At 67.8% G+C, this 15398-nt stretch carries 13 protein-coding genes; 6 read left to right on the top strand and 7 right to left on the bottom strand.

All coding sequences use genetic code 11. The features are described from left to right. Nucleotides 1-2: 2 nt before the first annotated feature. Both ACWGSM_RS03350 and ACWGSM_RS03345 read right to left on the bottom strand, forming a co-directional pair. Nucleotides 3-953: a glycosyltransferase family 2 protein gene (locus ACWGSM_RS03350; protein ID WP_452321545.1), complete on the bottom strand. Its 951-nt coding sequence runs from the start codon at nucleotides 951-953 to the stop codon at nucleotides 3-5. Nucleotides 954-960: 7 nt separating this feature from the next. After that, nucleotides 961-1386: a GtrA family protein gene (locus ACWGSM_RS03345; RefSeq protein WP_452321544.1), complete on the bottom strand. Its 426-nt coding sequence runs from the start codon at nucleotides 1384-1386 to the stop codon at nucleotides 961-963. Between the two features lie 99 nt (nucleotides 1387-1485). Between ACWGSM_RS03345 and glf the strand changes: the two genes are divergently transcribed. Genes glf through ACWGSM_RS03330 form a run of 3 tightly spaced genes read left to right on the top strand, consistent with a single transcriptional unit; the run spans nucleotide 1486 to nucleotide 4197 of the window. Then, complete coding sequence (gene glf, locus ACWGSM_RS03340; RefSeq protein ID WP_452321543.1) at nucleotides 1486-2634, top strand: UDP-galactopyranose mutase; 1149 nt, start codon at nucleotides 1486-1488, stop codon at nucleotides 2632-2634. 7 nt (nucleotides 2635-2641) lie between these two features. After that, on the top strand, nucleotides 2642-3460 hold the full coding sequence (locus ACWGSM_RS03335) for an ABC transporter permease (protein WP_452321542.1): 819 nt from the start codon (nucleotides 2642-2644) through the stop codon (nucleotides 3458-3460). Continuing rightward, entirely contained in the window at nucleotides 3460-4197 is a 738-nt protein-coding gene (locus ACWGSM_RS03330) for an ABC transporter ATP-binding protein (RefSeq protein ID WP_452321541.1), read from the top strand. The genes ACWGSM_RS03335 and ACWGSM_RS03330 overlap by 1 nt, the downstream gene beginning before the upstream one ends. Before the next feature lie 27 nt (nucleotides 4198-4224). Here the strand turns inward: ACWGSM_RS03330 and ACWGSM_RS03325 are convergent, their stop codons facing one another. Genes ACWGSM_RS03325 through ACWGSM_RS03305 form a run of 5 tightly spaced genes read right to left on the bottom strand, consistent with a single transcriptional unit; the run spans nucleotide 4225 to nucleotide 10450 of the window. Next, entirely contained in the window at nucleotides 4225-4812 is a 588-nt protein-coding gene (locus ACWGSM_RS03325; protein WP_452321540.1) for a hypothetical protein, read from the bottom strand. Beyond that, nucleotides 4809-5768: a glycosyltransferase family 2 protein gene (locus ACWGSM_RS03320; RefSeq protein WP_452321539.1), complete on the bottom strand. Its 960-nt coding sequence runs from the start codon at nucleotides 5766-5768 to the stop codon at nucleotides 4809-4811. Before ACWGSM_RS03320 ends, ACWGSM_RS03325 begins: the two co-directional genes overlap by 4 nt. Beyond that, the gene (locus tag ACWGSM_RS03315; RefSeq protein ID WP_452321538.1) at nucleotides 5765-7675 is read right to left on the bottom strand and encodes a glycosyltransferase; all 1911 of its coding nucleotides are present in this window, start codon (nucleotides 7673-7675) and stop codon (nucleotides 5765-5767) included. The genes ACWGSM_RS03320 and ACWGSM_RS03315 overlap by 4 nt, the downstream gene beginning before the upstream one ends. A gap of 58 nt (nucleotides 7676-7733) precedes the next feature. After that, the gene (locus tag ACWGSM_RS03310) at nucleotides 7734-9038 is read right to left on the bottom strand and encodes an O-antigen ligase family protein (protein ID WP_452321537.1); all 1305 of its coding nucleotides are present in this window, start codon (nucleotides 9036-9038) and stop codon (nucleotides 7734-7736) included. Beyond that, on the bottom strand, nucleotides 9035-10450 hold the full coding sequence (locus ACWGSM_RS03305) for an O-antigen ligase family protein (protein ID WP_452321536.1): 1416 nt from the start codon (nucleotides 10448-10450) through the stop codon (nucleotides 9035-9037). The genes ACWGSM_RS03310 and ACWGSM_RS03305 overlap by 4 nt, the downstream gene beginning before the upstream one ends. A gap of 202 nt (nucleotides 10451-10652) precedes the next feature. Between ACWGSM_RS03305 and ACWGSM_RS03300 the strand changes: the two genes are divergently transcribed. From ACWGSM_RS03300 to ACWGSM_RS03290, 3 genes are all read left to right on the top strand, one after another. Continuing rightward, nucleotides 10653-10970, top strand: coding sequence for a WhiB family transcriptional regulator (locus ACWGSM_RS03300; RefSeq protein ID WP_101187161.1), 318 nt, complete (start codon nucleotides 10653-10655; stop codon nucleotides 10968-10970). Nucleotides 10971-11037: 67 nt separating this feature from the next. Then, nucleotides 11038-13995, top strand: coding sequence for a glycosyltransferase (locus ACWGSM_RS03295; RefSeq protein ID WP_452321535.1), 2958 nt, complete (start codon nucleotides 11038-11040; stop codon nucleotides 13993-13995). Further along, nucleotides 13992-15362: a DUF5719 family protein gene (locus tag ACWGSM_RS03290; RefSeq protein WP_452321534.1), complete on the top strand. Its 1371-nt coding sequence runs from the start codon at nucleotides 13992-13994 to the stop codon at nucleotides 15360-15362. The genes ACWGSM_RS03295 and ACWGSM_RS03290 overlap by 4 nt, the downstream gene beginning before the upstream one ends. The last annotated feature ends 36 nt before the right edge of the window (nucleotides 15363-15398 follow it).

Below are 15398 nucleotides of genomic sequence, written 5' to 3'. Positions count from 1 at the left end.
GCTCACCTGTTCGCTGGGAACGGCTCCAGGTCGGGCTGGTCCGGTGTCGCCTGGATATCCAGTTGCAGCGCGGCGATGAGCATCTGTATGCCGATCATCAGCGGCAACGCGGCGAGCATGACGGTCGCCGCGGTGGCCACGACGGAAGACGCGATCTGGAACATCACCCATATCGCGATGCCTGTTCCCAACAGCGTGAGCAGGATGCCGGCGAACAGCAGCAGAGCGATGGGGGAGAAGGACCACAGCACGTAGCGATACCAGATGCGTGACCAGTAGCCGGCGGTGAGTTTGTGAAGCAGCTCCGGAATGACTTTGCGCAACCGAATGCTCGACACCTCCTCGCCGTACACAGCGGGAATGGGCACGTCGGTGGCCGACACCTGAAGGATGTTGAGCTTGATGAGGAGATCGTTCTCGAAGCTGTAGCGTTTAGAGACGCGATCCAGATCGACCCGTCGAAGCACGGACGTTCGGATCGCCGTGTATCCGTTCTGCGGGTCGAAGAGGTTCCAGTAGCCCGACGCGAGCTTGTTCATGAATGACAGCACGACGTTGCCGAAAACACGGTGCCCGGGCATGCCGCGGAAGGATTCCGGACCGTAGAAGCGATTCGCCTTCGCGAAGCCGAAGCCGTCGTCGGTCACCTTGTTGAGGAGATCAGGCAGGTAATCAGGATCCATCTGCGCGTCGCCGGCCATCACGACGTTCACATCGGAACCGAGCTCGATCGCCGCACGGTGACCTGTGACGATCGCGCCGCCGACACCCTGATTCACTTCATGTCTAACAAGCGTGACGCGATCATCGTGCTGCTCGAGCACGACCTCCGCGGTGCGATCGGGGCTGCAATCGTCGACGATCACGATGTGATCGACGAAGTCGGGCATCGTCTCGATGACCTTTGCGATCATCAGCTCCTCGCGGTACGCCGGCACCACTGCGGCGATCACAGCGTTCTTATACATGGGCCCCTTTGGGTCGTGGGGTGGCGAACACCCAATATCGATAGGCGAAGTAGTTACAGATGGTGGTGGCGGCGACGGCGACGACCTTGCCGAGTATCCACCCTCCGCTCAGAGTTGCGACGACCCACACGATCCCAGTGGTCACCAGCGTGTTGAAGGCGACAAGCACGGCGTACCGGAGCACGCTGGGAGCCACGCGGGCATCCGAGGTGAACGCGACCACTTTCTGCAACGTGTACGTCACGACGAAAGAGGCGAGGAACGCGATGGGTGTGGCAATCGCAAGTGGCACTCCGAGAGCATCATGTGCGAGCCACAGCAGGCCGAGATCAACGGCGAAGCAGACGCCGCCGACAACGAGGTAGCGCACCTCGCTGCGCGCCCAGGCGCGGCGGATCACCATGAGTGAGTTCGACATCCGGTCAATTCTGCCAGAGCATGTGCGCGTTGATCGCGAATCCGCTGTGCCGACAGCGCCAGTGATCTGTATCGCGCGCGCCCCGATACGATGGATGCCATGGATCTCCTTGTCGTCGGGTCGGGCTTCTTCGGCCTCACCATCGCCGAGCGCGCCGCTGAAGCCGGTCGCAAGGTGACAGTCATCGACCGCCGCTCGCACATCGGAGGCAACGCCTACAGCGAAGCCGAGCCCGAAACGGGCATCGAGGTCCACCGCTACGGCGCGCACCTGTTCCACACGTCGAATCCGACCGTGTGGGAGTACGTCAACCGGTTCACGACGTTCACGAACTACGTGCATCGCGTGTACACCAACCACGACAACGTGGTGTACCCCATGCCCGTGAACCTCGGAACGATCAACCAGTTCTTCCGCGCAGCGTACTCGCCCGATGAGGCCCGAGCGCTGATCAAGGAGCAGGCGGGTGAATTCGACGTGAAGTCGGCGCAGAACTTCGAGGAGAAGGGCATAGCCCTCGTGGGCCGCCCTCTGTTCGAGGCGTTCTTCCGCGACTACACGGCGAAGCAGTGGCAGACCGACCCGCACAAGCTGTCAGGCGATATCGTGAGCCGTCTCCCCGTGCGGTACACCTACGACAACCGCTACTTCAACGACACGTGGGAGGGGCTGCCGACCGACGGCTACACGGCATGGTTGGAGCGCATGGCCGACCACCCAAACATCGATGTGAAGCTGGACGTCGACTATTTCGATGAGACTCAGCCGTTGAACAAGCGTGACACGGTCGGGCAGCTGCCCGTGGTCTACACTGGTCCGGTCGACCGCTACTTCGACTACGCCGAGGGTGCACTCAGTTGGCGCACGCTCGACTTCGAGCAGGAGGTCCTGAACATCGCGGACTTCCAGGGCACGAGCGTGATGAACTACCCCGACCTCGACGTGCCGTTCACCCGCATCCACGAGTTCAAGCACTTCCACCCGGAGCGCAAAGAGATCTTCGAGTCCGACAAGACCGTCATCATGCGCGAGTTCTCACGCTTCGCGAGCCGAGACGACGAGCCGTACTACCCGGTGAACACGCCGGCCGACCGCGAGGGCCTGCTCGCGTATCGGGACCTCGCCAAGGGCGAGACGGATGTGCACTTCGGCGGCAGACTCGGCACCTACCAGTACCTCGACATGCACATGGCCATCGGCTCCGCACTCTCGATGTGGCGAAACGAGCTTTCGGGTCAGGGCGACTGACGAGAACATGAGCAGGACCGCCGTCGGTGCGCCCGGCACCCCGCAGCGTTACTTCCATTCGCTGTGGTTGCTGTCGGCCCGTGACCTCAAGGTGCGCTATTCGACGAGCGCACTGGGGTACCTATGGTCGGTGCTCGACCCGCTGGTGATGAGCGCGATCTACTGGTTCGTGTTCACACGGGTGTTCGACCGAACCGTCGGTGAGCAGCCCTACATCATCTTCCTCATCACGGCTCTGCTGCCCTGGGTGTGGTTCAACTCATCGGTCGGCGACTTCACCCGCGCGTTCAAGAAGGACGCACGACTGGTGCGCTCGACCGCGATCCCGCGTTCGATCTGGGTGAACCGCATCGTGCTCAGCAAGGGCATCGAGTTCTGCTTCTCGTTGCCCGTGCTGGCGATCTTCGTCGTGGCGAACGTCCTCCTCGAGAGCGACCCCGCGAAGACGGCGCACGTGGGATGGGGCATTCTGCTGTTCCCCGTGGCGATTCTGCTGCAGACCGTCCTGCTCGTCGGCCTCGGGCTGCTGGTCGCGCCGCTGTGCGCCCTGTACACCGATCTCGAGCGCACCACCGCGCTCATCCTCCGAGCGCTCTTCTACGCCACACCGATCATCTACAGCGTCAACGACCTGCCCGGGGTGTTCCAGACCCTGGGTATGTTCAATCCGCTCGCCGGGATCTTCTCCCTGTATCGGATGGCATTCTTCCCGGACCAGTGGCGTCCAGAAGTCGTGGCGATCAGCGCGCTGACGAGCTTCGCGATCCTCGCCCTCGGGATCTGGGTGTTCCGCACGCTGGAACGCCCCGTGCTGAAGGAGCTGTGATGGAACCCGCGATCAAAGTCGCCGATCTCGGCGTGCGCTTTCGCCGCAATCGTCGCGGACGACGCACTCTCAAAGATCTCTTCGCGGGAGCGAGTCGTCGATCCCGTCCCGGCGAGTTCTGGGCTCTGAGAGATGTGTCGTTCACCGTCGAACCCGGCGAGTCCATCGGAGTGGTGGGGCGAAACGGTCAGGGCAAGTCGACGCTGCTCCGCCTTGTGGCGAGCGTTCTGCTGCCGGACGAGGGCAGCGTGCGTGTCAGCGGGGGCGTGGCTCCGCTCATCGAGCTCACCGGCGGATTCGTGGGCGACCTGACTGTCCGCGAGAATGTGCGTCTCACCGCCGGTCTACATGGCATGTCGAAGGCGGAGGTCGCTTCGCGCTACGACGAGATGATCGCTTTCGCGGAGCTGGAGGACTTTCAGGAGACGCCCTACAAGCATCTCTCCAACGGGATGAAGGTGCGACTCGCATTCTCCGTCGTCTCTCAGCTCAACGAGCCGATCCTTCTGGTCGACGAGGTCCTCGCCGTCGGCGACAAGGCCTTCCGCGACAAGTGCTACAAGCGCATCGACGAGCTGCTTGCCGAGGGGCGCACCCTCTTCTTCGTCAGCCACAATGAGCGCGATCTGCGCCGCTTCTGCAAGCGCGGGCTCTACCTCGACAAGGGTGCTCTGGTGCTCGACGGACCGATCAAAGACGTGCTCGACCGTTATAACGCGGACCACAACGCGCACTGATCCGCGAGGTGGCGGGCGGGCTATGCGTCAGAGGCCGACGAGCGCGTGCAGCGACTGCAGGGCCGAGCGTGCAGCCCCCACAGATATCGTCGATCCGTTAGTCGCCGCCGAACGCAGCTCACCCAGCTGTGATTCGTAGGCCGAGAGCTTGTCTCTCCACTCGGCGGTGATCGAGGAGGGCGCCGGGGTGTCGGCCAGTCTCTGAGCATCCGCCTCCAGCGCGTCGATCACCGCAAGTGCTTCCTGCCCGCTGCTGCTCGACACGATGTCCAGCCCCGTGCCGGCGTCATCCAACCAGCCCCGCACCTGCCCTCGGAAGGTGTCGATGTCGGGATCCGGCACCGGCGGCGGTGTCGGGACGGCGGTTTCAGACGGCTCCGGCGTTGCGGAAGGCGCGGCCGAACCACTAGCCGACGGCGACGCACTCACCGACGGCGACGCACTCGGCGTGGGCGTCGCACTTGCATGCGGCGCCCCGGGCCGCAGGAACAGCCAGAACACCAGCGCGGCGATCACGACCGCAGCCACCGCCAGGCCGACGATCAGCCACGTGCGGCCGCGCTTGGGCTTCTCGTCCGGGTACGCCCAGACGTACTCGGGCTGCTGCTCGGTCATCGTGCCTCCAGTGCCGGCATGGGCTGCCAGGTGCGATCGCGGCCGATCCGGCCCCCGTCACGCAGGCCGCGGAACAGGTTGCTCGTCCCGCGCACCGTGCGCTCCACGAAGAGCAGCCGGATCAGCTCCTTGGCGAACGTCGCCGAGGTGCCCAGGCCGAACAGCACCGGGTTGTACACCCCGTGCACCCGGTAGTAGTTCTTGATGAACGCGCGGTTGCGCATGATGTAGTACCGGTACGCGTTGCTCGACGCGTTCATGTGCCGGATGCCCATGTCCCACTGCTTGATCTCACGCGTGCGGCGCAGCACGAACTCGTCGACGATCACAGCGGTGGTCAGGCGCGATGCCAGCCAGCCGTACATCTGGTCATCCCAGTAGATGAAGAAGCGCGGATCGGGCAGGCCGATCTTGGCCACGATCGAACGATGGATGAACATGCCCTCGAAGCATCCGCTGTTCATCCCCTTGAAGCCCGACGAGTCGAACTTCGACGGCGCGAACGGAATCGGGATGCCCATCCGGTCGGCGATGCGGTACTGCCAGTAGAACTCGCTGCCGTCGTAGTCGTAGCGCCGACCCTGGATGCTCTTGAAGCGCCTCGACCAGCGGCCCATCTTCGCGAGACCGTCGGGCAGCACCTCAACGTCGTCGTCCATCATCCAGATCCATTCGGATCCCAGCTCGTACGCCGTGCGCATGCCCTCGCTGAACCCGCCCGAGCCGCCGGTGTTGGTCTCGAGCCGGCGGTAGACGATCTCGGTGCCGATTCCGTCGCGGAACGAGTCGACGACGTCGGTCGTGTCGTCCGACGACGCGTTGTCGATGATCACGACGCGGCCCGGCTTCGGGTCCATCGACCGGATGCTGGTGAGCAGCCCGCTCAGCAGGTGCGAGCGGTTGTAGGTGACGATGACGATCGATGCGGATGCGGGGTCGAACTCGGCGGAGCTCATGCCTGCTCCTCGAACATCCGCCGCCAGGATTCATCGGAGACGAGGTCGGGAAGCGCGGCACGATATTCGGCCTGAAGCTTCGGCCAGTTCCGTCGCAGACGTCGATGCAGTCTGACGCTCTCGGTGAGCATCCGTCGGTACTGAGCACGATCGCGCGTGTAGACGTTCTTGCCGGAACCGTCGGCGGAGCTGACGAGAACGCTGTCGAAAAGCGGCACGCGCCACCAGTGGGCATCGCCCTTGCCGAACTCGACCTCGGGCTGAGCGACGTTGGCAGGATCGGGGCTGCGCAGCCAATGGGCGATCAGGGTGCGAAGAGTGAACCAGCGAAGGCGAAGTCCGGTAGGGCTGTCGAACTGGTGCTGCTTGAGGCGCTTGTACACCTGCCTGCCCTTGCGCGAGTGCAGAACCCGGCTGGGGTCGCGATTGACCACTGTCTCGGGGAATTCCCCGGCCAGCTTGCGTGCCGCGGGCATCGCCGTCGCCAAGTTCACGCGCATGTGAGCAGGACCCGACAAGACGTCATGCAGTGCGCGTGCGCGCAGGGCGACGGGATAGTACTGCATCATCATCAGGTGCTTGAGATCGACCCGAAGGCTGTGCTTGAGCAGCCGGCCTCCTCGGGGAGCGTTCGAGTGCAGCAGACCGGCGACGATCCGGTTGCGCGCGTGGAAGTAGGCCTGCCAGTCGATGGAATCATCCTTGTTGACCCACGACACATGCCAGAGCGCGACGCCGGGAAGCGACACGGTGGGGAAGCCGGCTTCTCCGGCGCGGAGACAGAACTCGGCGTCGTCCCATTTGATGAAGGCCGGCAGTGAGAGGCCCACCTTGCGGATGGCGTCGAGAGGGATGAGGCACATCCACCAGCCGTTGTAATCTGCGTCCATCCGCATGTGCAGCAGCGGCGATTGACGGAGATTTGCTGTGCCGAAATCGTGCGGCATCTTCTCCTGATACAGGTTGCGCCACATGAAAGGATGCTCGTCGACCACTTCGGCCCAGCCGTGCAGCTTCGGGCGGTCGAGCAGATCGAACATGTGGCCGCCGACGAGCACCGGGGTGGTGGCGTAGCGGGCGAAGACGATCGAACGACGCAGTGACTCGGGCTCGATGCGGACGTCGTCGTCGAGAAGCTGGACGAAGTCGCTCTCCGGTCGCTGCAGCGTCTCATGCATCGACCGAGCGAAGCCCCCGGATCCGCCGAGGTTGTCCTGGCGGATGATCTGGAGGGTCTCACCCAGTTCGGCCGCGACGTCGTCGTACCCCTCCTGCTCGGCGACGAGCTGGGTGCCCTGATCGATCAGGAAGATGCGGTCGACGAACTCGAGAGCATCGGGTGATGCGGCCAGAGCCTTCAGAGTTTCCACACAGTAGTCGGGCTTGTTGTACGTCGTGATGCCGAGCGAGGCCTTACCGCGCCGGACGGGCTCCTGCTCAGTCGTCCACTGTGCACCTTCGAGAACCGCGTGATTCTCATCGGCGACGACATCGAACCAGATCCATCCGCCGTCGCTGTACTCGGTGAGCGACAGGTCGAATGATGTGCTCGCGTCGCCCGATACCTCGCGCGTGTCGATGCGCTGCCGGACTCCGCCCCCGTTCGAGCGGTAGACGAGGATTGTCGCCGGACCAGAGGTCCGCACCGTCAACTGCACCTGCCGGACGCTCGTCCAGTGCTGCCAGTACGAAGCGGGGAATGCGTTGAAGTAGGTGCCCAGCGACACGCGGCGGCCGGAGACGACACGAGCGCTATGCCTGCCGAGAATGTTGCCCAGATGCGCGACATTGCTCACACGCACCGGTTCTTCGTCGATGACCGACCAGGTCTCGGGGTCCGCATACAGGGGAAGCAGATCGGGGTCGCGGTCGAGCGGGAAGACGACGTTCTGCAGCACGTGGGTCACGAAGAGAAAGCCTACCTGTCGTGGCCTCAGAGTTCGGCGACAGCCCCGCTTGCACGACTCAGCGAGGACGCTCCGGCCCGAGCGTCGGGATCGCCCCAGTGTGCGCCGCATCGATGCTCTCTCGCCACGACCTGGTCTGCCCGGCTCGCAGGGCGCAGAGCACGAGCAGAAGCCAGCCGGTTCCGGTGAGCGCGAAGCTCTCGAACATCGACTCCACACCGAGCGTGACGAGCACGAGCGGCGTCCACGCGTACACCACCGAGCGTCGCACGCTCGCCACCAGCCACGAGCGCACCAGCGCAACGCCGCCGAGCACGACGAAGAGCGCCAGCCCGGCCGAGCCGAGCTGCAGCAGCGTGTCGAAGTATGCGTTCAGCGCCGACTGGTGTCGATCCGACAGCAGGAAGTTGATGTACGTGAACGGGTACTCGCCCCGCGGCCACGGGCCGAACCAGCCGTAGCCGGTGACGGGTCGCTGGGCGATGAAATCGAGCATCATGTTCCACAGATCGGCGCGGGTCGAGAAATCCGAGCCGGCGTCGAGCATCCGGATGATCCGATGCCGGAACGCGAACGCGATGACCAGTCCCACCACGACCAGCCCGCCGAGTGCCGCCTGCACGGCGCTGCGCCGGTGAGCGGGCGTGTGCCGCACGATCACCAGCGCAGCGGTCGCCACGCCCACCGCCGCCGCGAGCACGACGACCGTCGGCGAGGCCGAGAACAGCGCGAGCGAGCCGCCGAGCGCGACCGACAGCACGCCCGCGACGCGGCCGATCGACTGCGTGCGCCATTCGATCACGAAGGTGATCAGGGCGACCACCGCGATGAAGCCGAGCATGTTGCGCGTACCGAAGATGCCCTGGACGGGGCCGCCGTCGGCGAGCGAGCCCTCGATGCCCAGCAACCGGAACGGGCTGTCTAGCAGGATGCCGAACACGATCTCGAGCCCGAGCGAGAGGGCCAGCAGCCAGCGCAGGGTGTCGCCGATGGCGCGCACCGTCTGCAGCGTGTCGCGCACGTGCCCGATGGTGATCGCGATCACGGCGTACCCGAGCAGGGTGAGCCAGCCGGCGACCGTGCCCCCTGCATCCGACGACCAGAGCGCGCTCAGCAGCGCGAGCAGCAGAAAGCCGAGCAGCGACGTCGGGGCGAAGCGCAACAGAGACAGCTCGTCTCGGCGCACGACGAGCACGGCGACGCCGAGCACCGCGAGCGCGCCGATGATCGTCGCCAGGCTCACCGGCGACATCATCCGTTCGATCAGGAACGACGAGAACACCGCGGTGAGTGCGGTCAGCGTGTAGGCACGGGCGAACAGCGCCGAGCCCAGCAGTGAGACGACGAAGCGCCGCGGTGTCATGGCACCTGCCGCGGCTGCGGGCCGTGCGAGATGACGGGGGTGCGCTCCCCGACGCCGACGCCGATGAGCGGCACGGCCTTCATCTTGAACGAGAGCAGGATCAGCAGCAGCCAGCCCCACAGCATGATGGGCGCCGATTCGGCGAGGCCCTCGACGAGCAGCACCGCCGTGAACAGCACGGGCAGCAGCGATAGGGGGGAGTAAGGGCGGCGGGCGTCGAGGTCCCACCGCGGCCGGTCGACGGCGAAGAACCACGCCCGCCACAGGAGTGCCAGCCAGGCGACCGCCATCAGCACGACGCCCACGACGCCCAGTTGCAGGAACACGTCGAGCCACATGTCGTGCGCGTGGAAGACGCTGAGCCCGTGGTTCAGGATCCAGCCGTCGAATGCCGGATCCCAGGGCACCCAGGGGGAGGAGAAGCCGTTGCCGAACACCGGCCGGGTGATCGCGCGCTCCCACACGGCCTGCCATATCTCGGTGCGCCCGGTGAGGTCGCCGTCCTTGCCGAGAGCCGAGAGGATCCGGTCGCGCAGCAGCACCGCACCACCGATGCCGACGACGGCGACGGCGGCGAAGAGCAGGTAGAGCCGGCCGCGTCGGCGCGGAGATGCCCGACGCATCATGAACACGGCGGCCAGCACGACCACGACGACGGCGATGCTGAGGTACACGGTGGCCGACGCGGCTTTCACGAGCAGCACGGCGGCGAGCACCGCCCAGAAGATGAGCATGGTGCGCCGGCGCACCTGCTTGGCATACAGCACCGCGAAGACGATCAGCGCGAACAGGCACATCATCGCGAGAGCGTGCGCGTTGCCCACCACCCCCTGGATCCGACCGTCGTCGAACAGGTTTCCGCGCACCCAGTAGAGGTGAGGGTCGATCTTCCCCTCGGGCAGGTCCACGAAGTTCGGCAGCAGGGGGCGCCGCAGCACGAGCGCGACCCACAGCTCGATCACCAGGGAGAGACCCAGGACCAGCTTGAGCGCGCTCGAGATCGCCCGGGCCATCTCGTTCCAGGTGAGGGTGGTCGCGATGAGCACGGCCGTCACGGTGATGGCGGCCAGCAGCGACCAGGTGAGCAGCGTGGCGGCGGGCCAGCGGGACCACAGGGTGGATGCCAGGGCGAGGGTCGCGTAGCCGAGCGCAGCCCACGGCAGCCGGCGCCAGGGGAAGCGGGTGGGACGCTGCGCGACGACCTCGGGTACCCAGATGGCCAGGGCGCCGGCCGCGAGGATCACGAGCAGGATGCCCGACCCGAGCGCGCCGAAGGTGTTGAACACCGCCGTGTGCGCGAAGAGGCAGAACATGGCCAGCACGCTGTACGCGCGCACCAGCAGATGCCCGGTCGCCTCGCGCGGCGGTGCCGCGGGGCGAGGGGCCACGGGATGCTTGCTGTACACGGCCATCGGGTTCAGGCTATCGCGCCGGCACCGCCCGCACCCGCTCCGGTTTCGTCCGTTCTCGCCGCCGCGACACGCCGATGAGACTCAATGAACCTTAAACGCCCCGTTGAGGGTTTACGATCCGCGACTTGACCGCGGCGAATGACACGGGTGTAATTAGTGGTGCACGGCCCGGAGAGGGCACATGCAGGGTTGGGAGATCGAGATGACGGGTTACCGGTCGGACGTTCCCGAGAATTGGTTCGTCGATCCAGTGAACCTCGGCGTACCCGGTGTACGCCGGGCTGACGCCGAGGATGATGGCGCGCTCGCCTGGCAGGTCGACGCGCTGTGCGCGCAGACCGACCCCGAGGCGTTCTTCCCCGAGAAGGGCGGCTCGACACGAGACGCCAAGCGCATCTGCACATCGTGCGATGTACGGGGCGAGTGCCTCGAGTACGCCCTCAGCAATGACGAGCGATTCGGCATCTGGGGTGGTCTGAGCGAGCGCGAGCGTCGCAAGCTCAAGCGCCGCGCGAGCTGACGGCTTCGCGGGCACGCCGAGTCCGATGACCGGCGCCCCGCGGATGCCTGTCTAGGCTGGCTCTGCCATGCCATCCCGAGTACACGCCATCGTCGTCGCACGCACCGGCGACTCCGCAGCCGCACAGCTCAGCGAGACCCTCGACGCCCTCCGCAGTCAGACGACGCCGCCCGATGCCGTCACCGTCGTCGTCCTGGGCAGCGGCGCACAGGTGAGGGCCATCGACGGCATCGGGCACAGCGTCGAGGCGATCATCGAGGCACGCGCGACCACCACGTTCGCCGAGGCCGTCGCGCTCGCCCAGCCGCGCGTGGCGACCGGCAGCTCGGTCTGGATGCTCACTCACGACTCTCGGCCCCGCCGCAAGGCGCTGCAGCTTCTCGCCGGATCGCTCGAGCGCTCGCCGTCGGCGGCGCTCGCCGCGCCCAAGCTCGTAAGGCACGACGACGACCGGGAGATCGTCTCGCTGGGTGTCAGCATGAGCCGGTTCGGCCGTGCCGTCGAGCTCGCCTCCGATGAACTCGACCAGGGTCAGCACGACGCCGCTGAGGACGCACTCGGAGCGGATGTGCGCGGCATGCTCATCCGCGGAGCCGCACCAGCGGTGCTGCGTCCGGATCCGGGTCTCGGCGGTGCCGACGAGGGACTCGACCTGGGTGTGCGCGCTCGGCTCGGCGGTGCGCGCATCGTGCTCGTGCCGAAGGCGCGGATCGGCGTGCGACCCGACGGCGTCGCCGCGCTCCCGCAGCGACAGACGGCGCGAACCTGGACGAGCCGCCGCGCTCAGCTGCACCGCCGACTCGCGTACGCGCCCGCCGTCGCGGTGCCCCTGCACTGGCTGAGCCTGCTGCCGCTGGCCCTGTGGCGCTCGATCATCCACCTCATCGGCAAGCGGCCGGGATCGGTCATCCCCGAATGGGGCGCGGCTCTGGCAGCCATGCTCGCCGTGCCCGCGGTCACCCGCTCGCGACGCGCCATCCGCTCGTTCCGCACCGCGTCGTGGGCCGGCATCGCGCCGCTGCGCGTGACCCGTACCCAGCTGCGGCACCGCCTCGACGACGGGCACGGCAGCGAGCGCGGCGCCGTCAGCGAGCTGCACTTCTTCAGCGGCGGCGGAGCGTGGGCGGTTCTCGCCGCGCTCGTCGTCAGCGTCGCCGCCTTCTTCCCCCTGCTCGCCTGGCCCAGCATCGGCGGCGGCGAGCTGTTGCCGATGCAGCAGAGCGTCGCCGACCTCTGGAACGACGCCGGATGGGGTCTGCGCGACCTCGGTGCCGGGATCATCGGCCCCGCCGACCCGTTCGCGGCAGTGCTCGCGGTGCTCGGCACCCTCTGGCCGGGTTCGCCGTCGTTCGCGGTCGTGCTCCTGTGGCTGGGCGCCCTGCCGCTCGCGGTGCTCGGCGGATGGTTCGCCGCGACCCGGATCACCGACCGGTCGGGCCTTCGGATCCTCGGCGGCGTGCTCTGGGCGCTGGCGCCCACCTTCCTCGCCGCTCTCGTTCAGGGCCGACCCGCTGCCGTGCTGCTGCACCTGCTGCTGCCCTGGCTGTTCCACTCCGCGGTGGTGGCGCACCGATCCTGGGGCGCGGCGGGAGCGGCATCCCTCCTCACGGCGGCATCCCTCGCCTGCGCCCCGTCGCTCGCCCCGGCCTTCGCGGCGCTGTGGGGTCTGACGGTGATGGCGATGCTCGCCGCGGGCCGTGTGCGCGGAGCCGTGCGCGTGTTCTGGCTGCTGATCCCCGCGGCCGCGCTGTTCGCGCCACTCATCTACTGGCAGCTGCGTCACGGCGACCCGTGGGCGCTGCTGGCCGACCCGGGCGCTGTCGCCCCGCTCGCCCAGGCAGCTTCGGATGCCGCGGGGCGCCTGCTCATCGCGCAGGGGTTCCCGGCCCCCGACCGAGGCGGGTGGGAGTGGCTGCTCGACGGCAGCTTCGCGCCCTTCGTCGCCCTGCTGCTCGTTCCCGTGGCCCTGCTCGCTCTGACCTCGGCGCTCTCGCCCCGCTGGCGCGCGGGCTTCGCCCTGCTGGCCACCACCGCGGTCGGGCTGCTCACCTCGATGCTCGCGGTCGGCGTGCAGGTGTCGTTCGCGCAGGGCGACGCGGTCGGCATCTGGCCCGGCACCGGTCTGAGCTTCGCCTGGCTCGGCGCCGTCGGCGCCGCTCTGGTCACCCTCGACACGGTCGTGGCGGTGCCGACACTGCGGTCGGCCGCGGCGCTCATCACCGCCGCCGGCGTGCTCGTCTGCGCCGTGCCCGGCCTGCTGGCCGTCAACCTCGGCGAAGCGCAGATCCGTAACGGCGCCACCAGCACGCTGCCCGCTCTGGTCGCAGCGCACGCCTCGGACGACGTCGACAGCGGCACGCTCGTCATGACCCCGCTCGACGACGGCTCCCTCGCCACGCAGCTGGTGTGGGGCCCGAGCGCCACGCTGAGCGCGCAGACCACGATGCTCACCACGGCGACCCGCGTGCACGACGACGGCCTCGCCGCCGACGCCGTCGATCTGCTCTCGGCGCGGGACTTCGACGCGGCGGCCGCACTCGTCGATCGCGGCATCGGCTTCGTCCTGCTCTCGTCGCGTCCCGGGCAGAGCGATCAGGCCCGCCGCATGAGCGACGCCGCGATCACGGCGATCGACCGGCGCGCCGGGTTCGTGAAGGCGGGCAGCACACCGAACGGGATGCTGTGGCAGACCGCCGAGACGCCCGCGGAGCGGGCCCAGCCGTCGCACACGCAGCGCACCCTCGGGAGTCTCATCGGGCTGGGTCAGCTCATCGTGGTGCTCGCCGCCGTGCTGCTGTCGATCCCGACCCGGGCGTCGCGTCGAGCGGCCCGCTCGCGCTCCCGTGTGGTCGGGCGTTCGCTCGATGAGCCGATCACCCCGCAGCGGGCGAACGACGACACCGACGCGCACCCCGGCGACACCACCTCCCAGACCGAGCAGAGCGTGCCCGAACCCGCCGGAGGAGTGCCGCCCACCGCGGCCCACGCATCACCGCCCCCCGCCGTCGAGGAGCAGATCCGATGAAGCAGAGCACGATCCGCCTCGCGGCCACCGGCGCCCGCATCGCGACCGGAGCAGCCGTCGCCGCGGCGTGCGTGCTGGGCGTCGCCGCGGCTGTCGCCGCACCCTGGCCGAGTGTGCAGAACGAGCCCGCTGCGGCGACCGTGACCCCGGTGCCGGGAGACGCGCTGATCGTCTGCAACGGAGCGTTCCGAGCGCTGGGTCGCGACTCGAGCCGGGCCGATCTTCTCGTCTCGGCAGCCGCACCGACCCTGCGGGTCGACGATCGCGGCCATGAGACGCGCACCACAGACCTGGCGATGCCGGACGTGCTGGGCGGGGAGGGTGCACAGAGCATCACGGCTGCGGTCGCCGACCGCAGCGCGCCGCTGATCTCCGCGTCGGAGTCGGTGAGCGTCGACGACGAGGACCTGCGCGGATACGCTGCAGCGCCGTGCCGGGAGGCGGGGATGCGCTCCTGGCTGGTCGGCGGCGACGGATCGACGGGATCGTCGGACGTGATCGTGCTGTCCAACCCGGCCGAGGTGCCCTCGACCGTCGAGCTGAACGTCTACGGCTCGCAGCGCAGGACGACGACCAAGATCGTGCCGCCGAAGACCCAGACGACGCTCACGCTGGCATCCGTCGCCGGCGCCGAACCGCGGCCGGTGATCGAGGTGGTCGCCACCGGCGCTCCGGTGCGGGCCGCACTGCAGTCGGCGCGCGTGCGCACGCTCGATGCGGTCGGCGTCGACGTGCAGGACGGCGTCGGCGGCGCGCAGCGGAGCCTGCGCCTGCTGGGTGCGCAGTCGCAGCCGATCTCCGACGGCGACGATTCGACCGGCATCCTGCTGCGCATCCTCGCGCCGCAGGAGAACGCCACCGCGACCGTGCGCGTGCGCGGTGCCGACGGCAAGGTGGACTCCGACGAGTACGTGGTCGAGCTCACCGCGGCCACTCCCACCGAGATCTCGCTGACCGGGATGGGCGCCGGCGCGCACGACATCGAGATCGATGCCACCGTGCCGATCGTCGCCGGCGCCCGTCAGACGGTGCGGGCGCAGGGACGCGAGGACTTCGGCTGGATGCTGCCCGCCCCGCAGCTGACCGGCAGCGTGCCGTTCAGCGTGCCGAGCGGCCCGTCGGCGATGCTGTACCTGAGCAACGCCGAGGACAGCACCGCCACCGTGACCCTGGAGGGCGTCGACGAGCGGACCATCGAGTTGCCCGGGAACGGCGTGGAGCAGGTGTCGCTGCAGCCCGGCGAGCATCTTCTGCGCGCCGACGGCACGGTTCACGCCGCGGTCGGCATGCTCGGCGAGGCGGCGATCGCGGGCTGGCCGCTGTGGGCGCCGCCGACAACGCAGCAGCCGATCATCGTGCTTCCCTGACGACCGCTCGCCTCGCCCGAGGGATGCGGGCGAGGG

The organism is Microbacterium sp. NPDC055521 (genome assembly GCF_053619695.1).
This window is presented reverse-complemented; position numbering and strand designations above follow the sequence as displayed.

Coding starts and splice junctions, on each gene's coding strand:
- ACWGSM_RS03320 (WP_452321539.1), bottom strand. CDS start 5,768: ATGAGCTCCGCCGAGTTCGACCCCGCATCCGCATCGATCGTCATCGTC.
- ACWGSM_RS03310 (WP_452321537.1), bottom strand. CDS start 9,038: ATGACACCGCGGCGCTTCGTCGTCTCACTGCTGGGCTCGGCGCTGTTC.
- ACWGSM_RS03330 (WP_452321541.1), top strand. CDS start 3,460: ATGGAACCCGCGATCAAAGTCGCCGATCTCGGCGTGCGCTTTCGCCGC.
- glf (WP_452321543.1), top strand. CDS start 1,486: ATGGATCTCCTTGTCGTCGGGTCGGGCTTCTTCGGCCTCACCATCGCC.
- ACWGSM_RS03300 (WP_101187161.1), top strand. CDS start 10,653: ATGACGGGTTACCGGTCGGACGTTCCCGAGAATTGGTTCGTCGATCCA.
- ACWGSM_RS03345 (WP_452321544.1), bottom strand. CDS start 1,386: ATGTCGAACTCACTCATGGTGATCCGCCGCGCCTGGGCGCGCAGCGAG.
- ACWGSM_RS03290 (WP_452321534.1), top strand. CDS start 13,992: ATGAAGCAGAGCACGATCCGCCTCGCGGCCACCGGCGCCCGCATCGCG.
- ACWGSM_RS03305 (WP_452321536.1), bottom strand. CDS start 10,450: ATGGCCGTGTACAGCAAGCATCCCGTGGCCCCTCGCCCCGCGGCACCG.
- ACWGSM_RS03295 (WP_452321535.1), top strand. CDS start 11,038: ATGCCATCCCGAGTACACGCCATCGTCGTCGCACGCACCGGCGACTCC.
- ACWGSM_RS03325 (WP_452321540.1), bottom strand. CDS start 4,812: ATGACCGAGCAGCAGCCCGAGTACGTCTGGGCGTACCCGGACGAGAAG.
- ACWGSM_RS03335 (WP_452321542.1), top strand. CDS start 2,642: ATGAGCAGGACCGCCGTCGGTGCGCCCGGCACCCCGCAGCGTTACTTC.